Below are 15,308 nucleotides of genomic sequence, written 5' to 3' on the forward strand. Positions count from 1 at the left end.
CATTGCGTCTCTACAAAATAACTATTATACAGATAATACCTCCACTCGTACCACCTCCATCGTCCCATCCGTAATCTTAAACCGCTCATCCGTCCGTTGCCCAATTACCCAAACAATATCATCACTGGAACATAACAGGAAGGTACTCTTTTTCAGGTGCAAAGGCACTTTTTTATCTACCAGAAAATCACTAATTTTCTTTTTACCTTTCATGCCCAGAGGAATAAACCAGTCTCCTTCCTGCCAGGGACGGATGCTGAGGGGATATTTGAGTTTGGAAGCATCAACCCAGAGAAGGTTGTGTTTTCTTTCGGTATTCAGATAGGCTTGCCAATCCTCTTTTGTAGCAGGACTCATATGTAAGAATAAGTCATAATATTCAATATTTTGAATGCCCTTTTCAATGAATACTTCTTCAAAACTCTTTTCTTGTTTAGGGGTAATAATCAGATACTCCCGGTCTTTGATGAGAGTATGCGTAGCAGAATAAAAAGTTTTACCCGATGTCTTTTTGAGTGATTGATGGATTTCTTTCGATTGGAAATAGTTGAATCCAAACTCTTTCAATGTTTCTTCCAATAGATAAGAAGATGATTTCCAGTCTTGAATTATATTGATTTTTAAACAAAGCGCACCATTCTCTTCTTTGCAAACAGATTCCTTAAAGGTGTCCAGATTATTCTGAAAATTGCTTTCAATGGCTTGTAATCTTTCAATATTCCGGGCAAAAGTATGTTCTAAACCTGGATTAATTTTTTTGAGTAAGGGCACTACTTCATTTCGCAATAAATTGCGTTGGTAATCATTTGACGCATTACTACTGTCTTCTCTCCATTGTAATTGCTTCTCTCCTACATAGTTTTCAATGTCTGTTCTTGCGGCAAAAAGCAATGGACGTATGATAGAATCTTTCTTTGGCAGAATCCCTCTCAATCCTGCAATACCTGTGCCTTTGGTCAGGTTCAGCAGAATCGTTTCTATGCTGTCATTCAGATGGTGGGCTGTGGCTATGTATTGGTAATCCAGTTCCTGTCTCAACTGCTCAAACCATTCGTAGCGTAGTTGTCGGGCAGCCATTTCTATAGAGAGTTTGTAGGTTTTGGCGAAGTCTTTTGTCTGGAAGCTGGTTGTACGGAATGGTATTCCGTGGCTCGCGCACAGCTCCTTCACAAACTCGGCATCCTGGTCTGATTCTTCACCCCTTAACTGAAAGTTACAATGTGCTACTGTAAAATTAAACTTCGCCTCTCTGAACAGGTCTAATAATACAATAGAGTCTCTGCCGCCACTTACCGCTAATACAATTTTATCAGTAAGCTGAAAAAGACTTTGTTCGTTAATATATGTTAAGAAAGACTGAAGCATAAACGCAATTACGTACTTTTGCAAACAAAATTAGAATATTGCACAGAAGATGTTGACAATTGGCCTGAAAAATATAAGCATACGCAATTTTATTCACTCCAACAGACTTTCGCTGGTGGTGTTGATAAGCTTGCTATGCTCTTTTATAACTTACGCCCAGAAACCCCTCAATCCACCTGTACCAACTACTCCTAAAACCCGAATCAACCTATTACATGCAGATAGTATCCTGATTACCAACGGGGCATCAGAGATACGTGAGTTTATAGGCAATGTATCTTTTCAGCATAAAGGTGCAGTTTTGTACTGTAATACGGCTACTCAATACGAAATGAGCAATACCATAGAAGCCTTTGGGAATATCCGTATTGTGCAGGGTGATACCCTGACTGTAACAGGGGATACGCTTTATTATGACGGAAATACAAGATATGCCCGTGTATTAGGAAAAAAGGTAGTATTGACTGATTCAAAAGTGACTTTGACTACGAGAATAGTGGAGTATGATATGCAAAGAAACAGAGCTTACTATCCGGTTCGTGGGGTAATTGTGCAGGATTCGAGTACACTAAAGAGTGAGAAAGGCTATTATAATACCCGCTCAAAGATTTTTAATTATAAGGAAAACGTAGAAATCATTAATCCTAAATATACGATTACCACAGATAGTTTACAGTATAATGCCCGTACTAAAATGGCTTTATTTAAAGCCCCTACGCTAATCAAGAGCAAAGATGGTGATATAATAGCGAATGCCGGAAGTACCTATAATACTGAAACTCAACTGGCTAATTTCAAGGGGCGCTCTAAGGTAGTCAATGAGAATTATACTTTGGTAGGAGATACCTTGAATTTTGACCAGAAAACGGAGTCTGGTGTAGCCAGAGGAAATGTAGAGATAGTTTCAAAGAAAGATAAGGTGATACTGACCGGAAACCGGGCCATCCGCAACGGACAAACAGGTTTCACCAAAATAATGGGCAATGCCATTATGCGCAATGGGTCAGAAAAAGATACGCTTTATATGCGGGCTGATACACTTTATGCCTACGAAATGATGGATGACACCACCACCAGAACCAAAAAAGATACGGTGAAGCGTGAGCGGAAAATGGAAAAGATGATTGCGCAGGGCAATGTACAGATTTACAGAATTGATATGCAGAGTAAAAGTGATTCACTCCTATATGACCTGAAAGATTCAGTAATACACTTTTTTACAAAACCTATACTCTGGAATCCGCAAAACCAATCTGAAGCCGATACAATTCACGTATATATGAAAAACGGTAAGGTAAACCGGATGTTTCTGATCAATCAGGGATTCGTGATTGCGAAAGATACCTCATCTAACTATAATCAGGTAAAAGGACGGAAAATATCTGCCTTATTTAATGAACAGACCCGACTTGATCAGGTGATTGTAGAGGGCAATGGACAAAGTATTTATTATGCTTTAGACGACCAGAATAAACTAATTGGCGTAAATCATGTCGAATGTAGTAAAATGAATATTCGGTTTCGTGAGAATCAGGTGAAGCGTATAGCTTTTATCGGTAAACCTGACTCGAAGCTCGTTCCACCTAAAGAGTTAACTAATAGTGCAAACCGTTTAGATGGCTTTAGTTGGCGCGAAAAAGAAAAACCTACAAAAGAACAAATTCTTGGTGTGAAATTTGCTGTAAAACAGTAGGCTGGCACACTTTTTTAAGCGTAAAAAGTACTAAAGTTTGTTAAAAAAGGTTGACAACGATAAAATTTATAACTTATTGCAACCATTTAATCATTATTAGCGTCCTTATATAAAAAATTAATTTGGTTTTTTCAGTTTGTTGTTTACATTTGTATAATCCCTACAAATCACATAACGAATCTAATAAAAGTTTTTGAGTTAAAATATGGTAAAAAATTTACGAAAATATATATTGGTTTTGATTGGAATGGCTCTACTATCAAACGTGGCTCTTGCGCAAGTCGAGAAAGGCAAGTCACGCCTGGATATTGGTAAAAAGCCGACCACAAAAGTGCAGAAGCTAAGCTATGTAGGCAAACCAATGCCTAAAGAGGTGAAGCTTGACAAACCTGCTATGGTCAATCAATACTTTAGAAATGCACTCTTGAATGGTTCTCCAAAACCAGCGGTTGTGAAAGCAGCTAATACAGAAACATTATCGGCCAGCACTGACAGAAATATTGGTAATAGCAATAGCAGCGAGCCTGATAAGTTGTTTTCGAACGATAAAATTACGGTTTCAAATATTTATCCGAATCCGGCCAACGATTTTGCGATGGTCGATTATTCGATTACAGGTAACGTAAATGACGCAAGCATGTCTTTTTACAATTTGTTGGGCAACGAGGTAGGTAATTTTGAATTAGACAAAAACGACCGCAAATTGAAAGTACAGACTACCAACTGGGATTCAGGTGTGTATTTGTATCAATTGGTGGTAGATGGCAAGAAAGTGGTAACCAAAAAGCTATTGGTAAGACATAACTAAGCCTTTGAGCAAGATATACTATCAGGGAAGTGAGCAATCGCTTCCCTATTTTTTTTGGAAAAACACATAAAATATGGCTTTTTTGCAGAAAAAATCACAAGCCTAATATTACCGCTAAAATTACCTCATGTTAAAATATTCAGTTATCACACCTGTATATAACCGTCCTGATGAAGTCAGAGAATTGCTCGAAAGCCTGACCAGACAGACTTATCAGAACTTTGAGGTGATTATTGTAGAAGATGGTTCAACATTGAAATGTGAGGAGGTTTGCCGGAGTTTTGAAAAACGGTTGGATATTAAATATTTCTACAAATCCAATTCAGGGCAGGGCTTTTCTCGCAATTATGGCTTTGAGCGTGCCATTGGTGATTATTTTGTGCAATTAGATTCTGATGCCATTATCCCGGAGCGATATTTTGAGATTGTTGATAATCATCTCTCAACAAATTGGCTGGATGCTTACGGAGGTCCAGATGCTGCGCATGAAAGCTTTACAGATACGCAGAAAGCCATTAACTATGCCATGACATCAGTATTTACTACCGGAGGCATCAGAGGCAAGAAAAACAATGCAGGCGGGCAGTTTCACCCACGTAGTTTCAATTTTGGCATTTCCAGAAAAGTCTGGGAGGAAACGCAGGGCTATACCATGACCCGCATGGCCGAAGACATTGAATTCAGCATTCGTATTATTAACAAGGGATTCAAGGTAGGTTTAATAGAAGAAGCTTTCATCTATCATAAAAGGCGCACTGATTTTGGGCAGTTTTACAAGCAATTACATTTCTTTGGTCGCGGCCGTATCAATCTATCCAGAATGTTTCCTTCCGAACTAAAATTGGTACACTTTTTCCCGATGGTCTTTACGCTAGGCGTTTTATCAATCCCTGTTCAATTGCTACTGAGTTTTATAAGCCCATTTTTCTGCTATACCTTTTTATTTTCCATAGGAGTAATGGCGCTATATAAATTAATGATATTCATAGATTCTACTGTAAAAAACAAAAGCCTTAAAGTAGGTTTTCTAAGCATTGTTGCCTGTTTCATCCAACTATTTGCCTATGGCATTGGCTTTATGCAGGAGAAATTAAAAGGGGTTTGAATGAATTAATTCGAAGTATTACGTTTAGTAAAGTAAAATTCTGAAAATTGCCTCATTTGGTAGAGACAGGGCAATGCGGGGACGCCTAGTCCCTGTCTCTACGTCTAGACAAAGGATACGCTAATGTCTAGTGCCAGAACATCATGTTAAACCTGTGTTAAAAGTCCCCCTTTAGGGGCTAGGGGTGTGTTATCATCATTAAATGTTTCTTCAAATAATCCACACTCTTCACAAACGGCTTCAAACCCACAAATAACAATCCTGCCGAAATGATACAGCCTACAAATTGCGTAATAAAAATGGAATATTGAATTTTAAGAGGGTCGTGAAAAACAATATCATTCAACAAACCTACCGACAATGGGCCTAAACCCAGGCCTATGATATTTACCACGAAGAGGAAAAATGCCGAGAAAATAGCCCGCATATTATTAGGTGCCACTTCCTGAATGGCGGCAGTTGCCGAACCATAAGGGAAGGCCGCAAAAAAGCAGAAAAGGGAAATAAATATCAATCCGATATTCGGGTCAGACATTAACAAACCAATTGTGCACAATACCGATATTGACATCCCGATGAAACCTGCTTTCATTTTGGCATTTACCACGCCTTTTTTAGATAGATGATCGGCATATCTACCGCCTGTAAGCACACCTAGAGTAGCAAAAACGGTAATTATCAATCCAAAAACTACTCCGGCTTTTTGCGCTTCCCAACCGTGTATCCGGTTGAGATAAGTCGGTACCCAATAAATACCCGCATAGGAGGCTAGTGACATAAAAGAAATACCAAAACTCAGGCTCAGGAAAGTGGTTTTATTTGCTTTGAAATAGGCTACTATTTCAGCGATACTAGCTTTACTGGTCGATTCTTTATCACTATCCAGTTCTTTGCGCTTAGGTTCTTTGATAGTTTGCAACAGGAGTACAATTAGTAATCCCGGGAAGCCAATATAAAAGAAAATCACCTGCCATGAGTAGATTTCTCCAACAAATGGTATCTGAATATTTTCTTTCCCAATCATGGAACTGATAGCCGCGCCAATCAGTATAGAGAGGCCTGAACCTAAATAAACTCCCAGATTATAAATACTCATGGCTGTAGCCAGCTTTCTTTTCGGGAAATAGTCGGAAATCACAGAATAAGCAGCAGGGGAGAGCGCGGCTTCACCGATACCCACACCTACACGTGCAAAAAACAATGCCCAGAAACTACCTGCCAATCCACAAAGCACCGTCATTAAACTCCAGATAGCAATACCCCAGCCGATGATTTTCTTACGGCTCATTCTATCCGCCATCAATCCGATAGGGATACCTAAAAGCGTGTAGAATAACGCAAAGCTAAGCCCCATCAATAAGCCCATCTGAGTATCCGAAATACCGAATGATGCTTTAATAGGTTTAACCAGGAGCGCTAAAATTTGTCTGTCGATAAACGAAGAGATATAAGCTAGTAGAAGTATGCCCAATACATACCAGGCATAACGGAGCGAGGACTGTTCTTTCATAGAAATTGCACCCGATAATTAATCGGATTTGCTTAGGTGTAAGGTCTTAGATTGAGCAGTAAGTTAGTATTTTTTATTCAAAGATTGGGATTATTCTCATAAGAAATTTTACTTTTTTTATTCTGAAAACGTTTAATGATTTTACGGATTAAAAAGAAAAATAGTATTATACAGAGAATAGCAATAAAAACCGGAATCCAGAGCGTGAGAGCGGAGAGGATGATGGAAATGAAGTTTTCGATGGTAGCCAGAATAGAATTGCCGAAGCCCCCTGTAAACTTGGTAGAGGCTAGTCGGAGCAGACTGGTTCCGGCTTGGATAGTCCCGGCCATGCCACCCCCAGCTACAATGCCAAGTGTCCATTTCAATTCGGGAGAATCAATTTTGAGGAAAGAAGTAGTGAGAATAGTGCCAGCCACAAACGAAGCAGGCATCGCAATTGTATCTAATAGATTATCAACAACAGGTATATAATAAGCCAGAATTTCGGCTAAAGTGGCAGCACCTAAAATATAAGTAGCTGCAGGACTGGCCAACCACTCAAAGCCTTGTGATAAATCAAGCACTCCGAAGCGGGTAGCCAGATTACCTATCAGCATAGGTACAAAAATACGGAAGCCTGAACAGGCACTTAAGGCAATACCAACACAAAGGCTGATTAGAAATTCTTGCATGAACGGAACAGATATGATTGTTCAATTTATGCAAAAAAATAAAATATGTATCACGATTTTTCAAATCGTTGTCTAATAAACGATTTGAACTGTCCGTCGCTACGGAAATCGTGATACAAAATTACGCAGTCTCAGAAACTGATTTCTTTGGCCCTAATTTCTGTTTTACAATGAGACTTACCCGATATACCAGCCAGATACACAACAGAATAACCACGATAGATATAATCCCTAGTGTCGGATAATGTTCCAGGGGACTGTTTTTATCTTTCTGCACGATAATCAATCCGGCCACAATTGAGGCTATACCACCTGCAATTTGCTGTAGCGATGAGTTAATGCTCATAAAGGCACCTCTATCCTGCATCTGCGGAATGCCCGTCATTAAGGATGTAGCCGGAACCATTCTCGACATGATGCCTGCAAATAGCAACACATTCAGAATCATGATAATCCAGAGGGGCATTGGGGTAAGATTGGTATAAACAGCCGTCATGATTACTGCCCATATGGAGCCAAAGGCAAATACCTTAAACTTGTCAAACTTATCACTCAACCGGCCCACAATAGGCATAATAACCAAGGCTGAAATACCTGTTACCATAAATACTATCGGCAGTTGCTCTTGTGTAATCTTCAAGTTATTAATGGCAAAGGCACTACCAAAAGGCATCATCAGGAATCCACCGACTGATAGGAGGGCGGTTCCGGCAAAAGCTATCTGATAATTGGTTGTAGCCAGCACATGGCGGAAATGCTCAAATACATTTCTATCCGTTTTCTGTTCCAGGTGTTTGGTTACAGGTTTTAATCCCTGCATAACCGCCAGAGCAATCAGGATACTCAAGCCTACAATCATCAGGAATGGCGCATGCCATCCCCATATATTGGCCAGATATAAGCCTATCGGGATACCCAAAACCTGACTGGCGGCGAAACCCATCTGCACAGTACCCATTACTCGTCCTCTTTGTTCAATCGGGAAAATATCAGTGATAATAGCCATACCAATTGAGCCGATAACTCCCCCAAACAAACCTGTAAAGACACGCGCGGCAACCAATAACTCATAAGTAGGAGCCAGACCGCAGAACAAAGTTCCTAAAATGAAACCCACATAAAAGAATAGCAGGAGTTTTTTACGGTCGTATTTATCGGCGAATCCTGCCGCTAATAAACCTGAAATACCTGCACTAAAGGCATAGCTTGATACAGCCACACCGAATTGTTTAGGGTTTATGTCTAATGATTTCATCAGAATATCACCTAAGGGAGACATCACCATAAAGTCTAAAACCACTGTAAATTGAGTAATTGCCAGTAGTGCAATCACTAATTTCTCATACCCGGTAAATGCTTTTTTTTCCATATATTAATTGTTTAATTCTTCACATTCAAATCCTGATTCTTTAATCAACTGAATCAGTTCGTGCATACAAATTCCGTCTGCCGATGCCCGCAGTACTCCATCACAATCCTGATAATCGACCGACCATTTGATAATTTGTGGAACCTGATTGAGTTGCAGGGCAAGCTCCTCTTTCATAGCGAGGCTAAGCACATTGGTTTTCAGAATAAATAGCTCCATAAATAATAGCTTTTTCGCAAAAATTATAGGTCTTCAAAATAATCGTGTGTCGGTATAAACTATGCTTTCAGAGCTTTCATGACTAATGCAAATGTTTGCCACATAATTTCTTCTGAAAACTGGAATGGTTCGCCTGCCAGACTGATACCCTCGGTATGAAAGCGAATCAGGTTATATAAAGGGGCATAAGCTACCGACCAGAATGCCTCTTTGGTAAGGGGTTTAATTTCTTTATTATCAATCGCATTATGCAGAAATCTACCCATTGATGCCACAAACTCTGTATCTAGTGCCTCAAAGACACGTGTTCGGAGCGGAGAGTGCCGCAATTGTTCAAGAAAAGATGCCCTTACCGGATTCTCCAGCCAATAATCTGCCCTATTACGCCATTGTACCCGCATGCCCTCTTCAAACTTCATGTTGGGGTCAAAGTTTTTCAGAATCGTGGTTGTTAATCTGGTGGCTTCTTCGTACCCTAGCTGAATTAATAAATCTTCTTTATCTTTATAATAGATATATAATGTAGCAGGCGAGACACCGGCTTCTTTAGCCAATTTCTGCATGCTAAAACCATCAAGCCCCTCTCTCACAATCATTTCGATTGCTCTCTCTTTTACAAGCAGTTCTTTATGTTCGTCTCTGTATCTCATATGTTGATACAAATATAAATGAATGTTCGTTCATTTATTATTAAAAAATGATTAAACTTTATTTTTGAAGTGCCTGATAATAGCACCGAAGTCCATGCCTTTAGACAACCCCCATACAGCTTGTGAGATGCGTTTGCTCTTGATTTCTATAGATTTTACCCCTTCAATCCAGTTGGAGAAGTACCGCTGATGTCCCGGCGCCAGAGAATTAAAGAACTCTAAAGCCTTTGGCTCGTCTTCCAGGCATATCAATAAATCTGGGGATATTTTATGTTCGTTGGTGTCTAATTCCAAAGCGACTTCAATCGTTGCTCCTTCACTTTTTTTGATGCCTTTGCGCATACCACCATTAATAGCCATCATAAAATCACCTTCGCCTGCGGGCAATAGCGCTATCTGTTCAATCGGGAATGCATCTAATTTGCCTCTTACTCTATAAGTAGTCTTTGTGTCAGGTTTGATTTGGTTGGCAAGGATAGCAGGAATAATGATATAGGTCCAACCGGTTTTATCTCCGTTTTTCTCGAATTTCTGTAGGGTAGTCTTAAAAGTAACCATTGTTTCTGAACGATTATGTATCTTTAGGAGTTTAAAATTAGGAAATCTTTGCAAAAACAAATTGAATGAGCGAACAAAATCCTTCCGGTAACATTTTCGATTGGGCAGTACTGAAGAGGTTGTTTCAGTTTATACGTCCGTATCAATTTCGTTTTTATTCTTTAGTGTTCGTGATTCTGGTGGGGGCAGCTTTGGCACCGGCCATTCCGCTTTTAATAAAACAGACCATTGACGGTCCTGTAACCTCAGGCGATTATACTGGTTTGGCCCGAATGATGCTTATCATGGTGGGAGTATTGGTACTCCAATCGCTGATTCAGTTTGTGAATACCTATCTGGCTGGTTGGTTGGGACAGAATATCATCCGTGATATCCGTATCCAATTGTATCAGAAGATAATTCATTTACGCTTAAAATTCTTTGACGATACACCCATTGGCCGATTGGTAACCCGTACGATTTCAGACATAGAAACATTAGCTGATGTATTTAGTGAGGGCATAGCTGCCATTGCCGGGGATATTCTGCAATTGGTTCTGATTATCACGGTGATGTTTTATACCGACTGGAAACTCTCATTAATAAGCCTGAGCACTGTTCCATTGATGTTGGTTAGTACCTATATTTTCAAAGAAAAAGTAAAGAAGTCGTTTAATACTGTGCGTAATGCTGTTGCGAATCTCAATTCGTTTGTGCAGGAGCATATCACGGGTATGAGCATCGTACAGATTTTCAACTCTGAGCAAATTGAGTACAAAAAATTTGTGGCAATAAATAAAGAGCATCGCGATGCCAATATCAAGTCTATTATGTATTACTCGGTTTACTATCCGGTAGCAGAGGTAATTGCGGCTTTGGGTACGGGTCTGGTAGTATGGTTTGGCGCAAAACAGATGTTGAATAGCGAGGTAAGCTACGGTACCGTTACGGCCTTTATCATGTTTATTAATATCTTCTTCCGACCGATACGAATGCTGGCCGATAGAATGAATACCCTACAGATGGGTATTGTGAGCACTGACCGTATCATCAAATTGCTGGATAGTGACGAATACACGGCCAATGATGGCAAATATACCACTCATCTGAAAGGAGAAGTAGAGTTTAAAGATGTCTGGTTTGCCTATAATGATGAAAACTATGTATTGAAAGATATATCTTTTAAAGTCAATCAGGGAGAAACGGTGGCTTTTGTAGGGGCAACAGGCGCAGGGAAATCATCAATCATCAATCTACTATCCAGATTTTACGAGATAAATAAGGGTGAAATATGGATTGATGGCATTGATATTAAGAAATATGATTTAAAACACCTGCGCGAGCAGATAGGGGTGGTATTGCAGGATGTATTCCTGTTTTCAGATACGATTGAGAACAATATTACCTTGGGGGATACTTCGATTTCAAGAGAAAATATCATTGAGGCTGCCAAACTGGTAGGGGTACATGATTTTATCATGCAGTTACCGAATGGCTATGATTATAATGTGCAGGAACGGGGCGCCACGCTTTCAGTAGGGCAACGTCAGTTGATTTCGTTTGTACGGGCTATGGTACAAGACCCTAAGATTATTGTTTTGGATGAAGCTACTTCATCGGTTGATACTGAGACAGAGGAGCTGATTCAGAATGCTATAAGTCAGTTAATGAAAGGTCGCACAGCCATTGTGATTGCTCACCGATTAAGCACCATCCAGAAAGCGCATAAGATTATTGTCTTAGACAAAGGACAGATAATGGAAGAAGGCAACCATGAAGAACTATTGGAGAAAGATGGATTCTATGCCAACCTATATCGGATGCAGTACAAGGAGGCGTTGGTGTAGGAGAAATTGTGTATCACGATTTTTCAAATCGTGGTTTGTAACAAATAATAAAATATAATGGGCTTTAGAATTTACCCACACGATTTAAAAAATCGTGATACATTATAAAAATCAAAAAAGCTCTCAATCTACTTGAGAGCTTTTTTTGATAATTATATATATCGATATAATTATGCCAATTTCACGTTCACGGCGTTTAGACCTCTTTTACCTTCCTGGATTTCGAAAGTTACTTCGTCATCCTGACGGATTTGGTCCTTTAATTCTGATACATGGACGAAAACCTCTTGGTTAGTTCCATTAACTTTAACAAAACCATAACCTTTGGTTTCGTTGAAAAACTTAACAATTCCTGTAGACATTTGAAAAAATTTGTATTTTGTACTTAAAGTACAAAGGTGAGATTATTAATTGACAAAACCTAGCGTATAGCCTAATTATTCTTAAAAATAGATAATTCTACCTATTTTTTGTACTATATTTTTACTCATTATCGAACCATTAACCTTAATTAACATTATTTCAATCTCTCTTAACCTATGTTGAGAAATGTGGTTTCTACTTTTGTTTCGACAAAAAATCAAACCACTTATGAAAAAGCTTTTTATTCTTCTTTTGTTTTCAATACCCACTTTTGCCCAAAAGATTACTATCAAAGGTACGGTGGCCGATTCTGCAGCCGCTCCTTTGCAATATGCTACAGTGCTATTGCTGAGCCCTAAGGATTCGTCTTTGGTAAACTTTGGCCGTACCAACGATAAAGGGGTTTTTGAGTTAAAAAACCTGAATCCAACCAACTATCTGTTTAAAATCACTTATGTGGGGCATCAGCCTTTTTATAAACTGATTGTTCCTGATGGTGCTACCGGAATAGATTTAGGCATTATCAAGCTACAAGCCATTAGCAAAGAATTGGCCGAGATAACTGTGAAAGGCGAAAAAGCCCCTGTGAGTATCAAAGGCGATACAGTAGAATTTAATGCGGGTTCATTCAGAGTAAAACCTAATAGCGTGGTAGAAGACCTGCTGAAGAAATTGCCAGGAGTGGAAGTAGAAAAGGATGGAACTGTAAAGGCACAGGGAGAAACGGTAAGAAGAATTACTGTTGATGGCAAAGAGTTTTTTGGAAGAGACCCAAAAATGGCTACTAAAAACCTGCCTGCTGATGCCATAGAGAAAGTACAGGTGTATGACAAACGCTCTGACCAGGCCGATTTTACCGGTATTGACGATGGCCAGCGCGAGAAGAACATCAATCTGAAACTGAAAGAAGACCGCAAGAAAGGGGCTTTTGGAAATATTACCGCAGGCGCTGGTCTGGACGAACGATATGCAGGCCGATTGAATATTAACAGATTCAATAAAGATAAGCAATTATCTGTATTGGCGATGGGGAATAATGTGAATCAACAGGGTTTCTCGATTGAAGATTACATGAATTTTTCGGGTGGTTTGCAGCGTATGATGGGTGGCGGCGGTCAGTTTCGCGTACAATTCAGCGCTGATAATGACGGAGGCTTGCCTTTAAACTTTGGTAACCGTCAGAATGGCTTTGTGAGAAACTGGGCCGGAGGGCTTAACTTCAATAATCCTATCAGCAAAAAGACAGAAATAAACGGAAGCTATATGTTTAATAATATCAACCAGATTATTGGCAAAGATGTGAACCGTCAGAATTTCCTACCTAATGGTGATAGCTATACTACCTTGCAGAAAACATCGCAGAATACTATGAACGATAACCATCGTCTCAATTTCACGCTTGATCAGAAGCTTGATTCGATGAATTCGTTGAAATGGTCGTCTTATATTAATTATAATCATACCAGAGCCAATACTGTCAGTAATAGCCAGTCGCTGAGTAGTAAAAATTTACTGGAGAATGAAGGTGGACGTAACTACGGAGGTAGTAGCGAAGGATTAAGCCTGAGCAGTAATTTATTGTGGCGTCATAAATTCCATAAGAAAGGGAGAACGCTTTCGACCAACCTGAGTTTTCAGGTAAATAATACAGATAGCAATGGCGATTTGGCGGCCTTGAACAAATATTATATAGATGGCGCATTGGCACGCACAGAGAGTATTAATCAGAAAAGTACCCAGAAATCAGACCGGATGAATTATGGTTTAACGGCTTCTTATACCGAGCCATTGGGCAAACGCAAGTTTCTGGAAGTAAACTATGCCATACAGAAAAACGACTATATATCTGATGCTTTGGTGAATGATATTAAAGATGGTGTGCCGGTTTATAACAGTCAGTTGAGTAATAAATTTGAAAGTAGTTTTCTCTATAATCGTCTGGGGGCTAATTTCAGATTGGTGCAGAAGAAATATAATTTCTCTACCGGTGTGAGTTTCCAGCATGCCAATCTGAGAGGGAAACTATTGCTGTTGGATACGGATATTTCAAGAACATTCCAGAATGTATTACCAAATATGCACTTCAACTATGATTTTCAACAAAGTCAGCATTTAAGAGTGGATTATGAAACGAATTTCCAGGAGCCGAGTATCACCCAATTGGCACCTATCACAGATAACCGCGACCCATTGAATATTTATGTAGGTAATCCGAATCTGAAACCGGAGTATTCGCATAGATTGGGCTTGAACTATAATTCTTTCAATCAGCTAAGTTTTACTAACTTCTTTGCCTCTGCTAACTTAACCTATACGACTAATAAGATTAATAATGCGCAGGAAATCAGTCCGACATTTGTACAGACATCGCAGCCCATTAACGTAAAAGATGATTATTTGTTAAGTGGAAATCTGAATTATGGTTTCAGAATCAGACCGATTAAGTTGCGGGTAGAATTAGGCGAACGTGTAGCAGCGAACAGAGGTATTAACTTTATTAATAAACAGGAAAATCGTACGAAGGGCTTTCAGGCTTCTACCAGCTTAAGATTGAGCTATCAACAAGATAATTTTGATGCATCAGTTCAAGGGCGTGTCATTTATAACCAGACACACTATTCTGTAAACAAACAGATGAATCAGGAATATTTTAATAAGGTCTTGACAACAGATTTGAATTGGACTATCGCCAAAAACCTGGTCTTTGGGACTGATTTTGATTACAATATGTATTCAGGTCTTACCGGAGGATTCAATCAGAATATACCTTTGTGGGCCATGTCGGTATCAACTTTCTTCCTGAAAAACAGACGTGGAGAGTTGAAACTATCAGTGAACGACTTATTGAATCGTAATACGGGTATCAGCCGCACGGCTCAATTAAACTTTGTGCAAGACGAACGCATTACCAGTTTAGGCAGATATTTCTTATTGAGTTTCACTTATTCGCTGAAAGGTATCTCTCCACAGCCAAGAGGAATGATTCGGATTGGGGGGTAGTGAGAGAATTGAGTGATTGTGTGAATGAGTGATTGAGTGAATAATTTTTAATAGTGAATTATGAATAATATTAAATAATCACCGCAGCGGCGGCCGCTCAATCACTCACTCACTCACTCACTAAATAAATCTTTGTTTGGTATATAATTTAGTTTAGTTTGTTGGAGA

The 15,308-nt window shown here is 39.3% G+C and carries 13 protein-coding genes; 5 read left to right on the plus strand and 8 right to left on the minus strand.

Translation table 11 applies throughout. From position 1 onward, the window contains the following. Positions 1-24: 24 nt before the first annotated feature. Positions 25-1,365, minus strand: coding sequence for a tRNA lysidine(34) synthetase TilS (gene tilS, locus D0T08_RS08695; protein WP_116982230.1), 1,341 nt, complete (start codon positions 1,363-1,365; stop codon positions 25-27). 49 nt (positions 1,366-1,414) lie between these two features. Here tilS and D0T08_RS08700 point away from each other — a divergent pair, with 49 nt between their 5' ends. The 3 genes from D0T08_RS08700 to D0T08_RS08710 all read left to right on the plus strand — a co-directional run bounded on the left by D0T08_RS08700 (position 1,415) and on the right by D0T08_RS08710 (position 4,971). Then, entirely contained in the window at positions 1,415-3,058 is a 1,644-nt protein-coding gene (locus D0T08_RS08700) for an OstA-like protein (RefSeq protein WP_116982231.1), read from the plus strand. 205 nt (positions 3,059-3,263) lie between these two features. Beyond that, on the plus strand, positions 3,264-3,866 hold the full coding sequence (locus D0T08_RS08705; protein ID WP_116982232.1) for a T9SS type A sorting domain-containing protein: 603 nt from the start codon (positions 3,264-3,266) through the stop codon (positions 3,864-3,866). A 127-nt stretch (positions 3,867-3,993) separates the two neighbouring features. Next, complete coding sequence (locus D0T08_RS08710) at positions 3,994-4,971, plus strand: glycosyltransferase family 2 protein (protein ID WP_116982233.1); 978 nt, start codon at positions 3,994-3,996, stop codon at positions 4,969-4,971. Between the two features lie 178 nt (positions 4,972-5,149). Here the strand turns inward: D0T08_RS08710 and D0T08_RS08715 are convergent, their stop codons facing one another. The 6 genes from D0T08_RS08715 to D0T08_RS08740 all read right to left on the minus strand — a co-directional run bounded on the left by D0T08_RS08715 (position 5,150) and on the right by D0T08_RS08740 (position 9,951). Continuing rightward, positions 5,150-6,481, minus strand: a complete 1,332-nt coding sequence (locus D0T08_RS08715) for an MFS transporter (protein ID WP_116982234.1) — start codon at positions 6,479-6,481, stop codon at positions 5,150-5,152. 77 nt (positions 6,482-6,558) lie between these two features. Continuing rightward, positions 6,559-7,155, minus strand: coding sequence for a DUF4126 domain-containing protein (locus D0T08_RS08720; RefSeq protein WP_116982235.1), 597 nt, complete (start codon positions 7,153-7,155; stop codon positions 6,559-6,561). Positions 7,156-7,276: 121 nt separating this feature from the next. After that, positions 7,277-8,524: an MFS transporter gene (locus D0T08_RS08725; protein WP_116982236.1), complete on the minus strand. Its 1,248-nt coding sequence runs from the start codon at positions 8,522-8,524 to the stop codon at positions 7,277-7,279. 3 nt (positions 8,525-8,527) lie between these two features. After that, on the minus strand, positions 8,528-8,743 hold the full coding sequence (locus D0T08_RS08730) for a hypothetical protein (RefSeq protein WP_116982237.1): 216 nt from the start codon (positions 8,741-8,743) through the stop codon (positions 8,528-8,530). A 59-nt stretch (positions 8,744-8,802) separates the two neighbouring features. Next, a complete protein-coding gene (locus D0T08_RS08735; protein ID WP_116982238.1) occupies positions 8,803-9,393 on the minus strand; it encodes a TetR/AcrR family transcriptional regulator in 591 nt (196 codons plus the stop codon). A gap of 51 nt (positions 9,394-9,444) precedes the next feature. Continuing rightward, complete coding sequence (locus D0T08_RS08740; RefSeq protein WP_116982239.1) at positions 9,445-9,951, minus strand: YdeI/OmpD-associated family protein; 507 nt, start codon at positions 9,949-9,951, stop codon at positions 9,445-9,447. 65 nt (positions 9,952-10,016) lie between these two features. On the opposite strand from D0T08_RS08740, the gene D0T08_RS08745 reads away from it, so the two are divergent. Further along, positions 10,017-11,777: an ABC transporter ATP-binding protein gene (locus tag D0T08_RS08745; RefSeq protein WP_116982240.1), complete on the plus strand. Its 1,761-nt coding sequence runs from the start codon at positions 10,017-10,019 to the stop codon at positions 11,775-11,777. Between the two features lie 170 nt (positions 11,778-11,947). Here the strand turns inward: D0T08_RS08745 and D0T08_RS08750 are convergent, their stop codons facing one another. Next, positions 11,948-12,139, minus strand: a complete 192-nt coding sequence (locus D0T08_RS08750; RefSeq protein WP_116982241.1) for a cold-shock protein — start codon at positions 12,137-12,139, stop codon at positions 11,948-11,950. Positions 12,140-12,368: 229 nt separating this feature from the next. On the opposite strand from D0T08_RS08750, the gene D0T08_RS08755 reads away from it, so the two are divergent. After that, on the plus strand, positions 12,369-15,140 hold the full coding sequence (locus D0T08_RS08755; RefSeq protein ID WP_158561222.1) for a TonB-dependent receptor domain-containing protein: 2,772 nt from the start codon (positions 12,369-12,371) through the stop codon (positions 15,138-15,140). Positions 15,141-15,308 lie beyond the last annotated feature (168 nt).

This window comes from Emticicia sp. C21 (assembly GCF_003418935.1).
Lineage (GTDB): Bacteria > Bacteroidota > Bacteroidia > Cytophagales > Spirosomataceae > Emticicia.

Excerpts from the sequence above, each read along its gene's own strand:
- D0T08_RS08730 (WP_116982237.1), bottom strand. The coding sequence starts at position 8,743 with ATGGAGCTATTTATTCTGAAAACCAATGTGCTTAGCCTCGCTATGAAA.
- tilS (WP_116982230.1), bottom strand. The coding sequence starts at position 1,365 with ATGCTTCAGTCTTTCTTAACATATATTAACGAACAAAGTCTTTTTCAG.
- D0T08_RS08705 (WP_116982232.1), top strand. The coding sequence starts at position 3,264 with ATGGTAAAAAATTTACGAAAATATATATTGGTTTTGATTGGAATGGCT.
- D0T08_RS08755 (WP_158561222.1), top strand. The coding sequence starts at position 12,369 with ATGAAAAAGCTTTTTATTCTTCTTTTGTTTTCAATACCCACTTTTGCC.
- D0T08_RS08725 (WP_116982236.1), bottom strand. The coding sequence starts at position 8,524 with ATGGAAAAAAAAGCATTTACCGGGTATGAGAAATTAGTGATTGCACTA.
- D0T08_RS08735 (WP_116982238.1), bottom strand. The coding sequence starts at position 9,393 with ATGAGATACAGAGACGAACATAAAGAACTGCTTGTAAAAGAGAGAGCA.
- D0T08_RS08750 (WP_116982241.1), bottom strand. The coding sequence starts at position 12,139 with ATGTCTACAGGAATTGTTAAGTTTTTCAACGAAACCAAAGGTTATGGT.
- D0T08_RS08710 (WP_116982233.1), top strand. The coding sequence starts at position 3,994 with ATGTTAAAATATTCAGTTATCACACCTGTATATAACCGTCCTGATGAA.
- D0T08_RS08745 (WP_116982240.1), top strand. The coding sequence starts at position 10,017 with ATGAGCGAACAAAATCCTTCCGGTAACATTTTCGATTGGGCAGTACTG.
- D0T08_RS08715 (WP_116982234.1), bottom strand. The coding sequence starts at position 6,481 with ATGAAAGAACAGTCCTCGCTCCGTTATGCCTGGTATGTATTGGGCATA.
- D0T08_RS08700 (WP_116982231.1), top strand. The coding sequence starts at position 1,415 with ATGTTGACAATTGGCCTGAAAAATATAAGCATACGCAATTTTATTCAC.
- D0T08_RS08720 (WP_116982235.1), bottom strand. The coding sequence starts at position 7,155 with ATGCAAGAATTTCTAATCAGCCTTTGTGTTGGTATTGCCTTAAGTGCC.
- D0T08_RS08740 (WP_116982239.1), bottom strand. The coding sequence starts at position 9,951 with ATGGTTACTTTTAAGACTACCCTACAGAAATTCGAGAAAAACGGAGAT.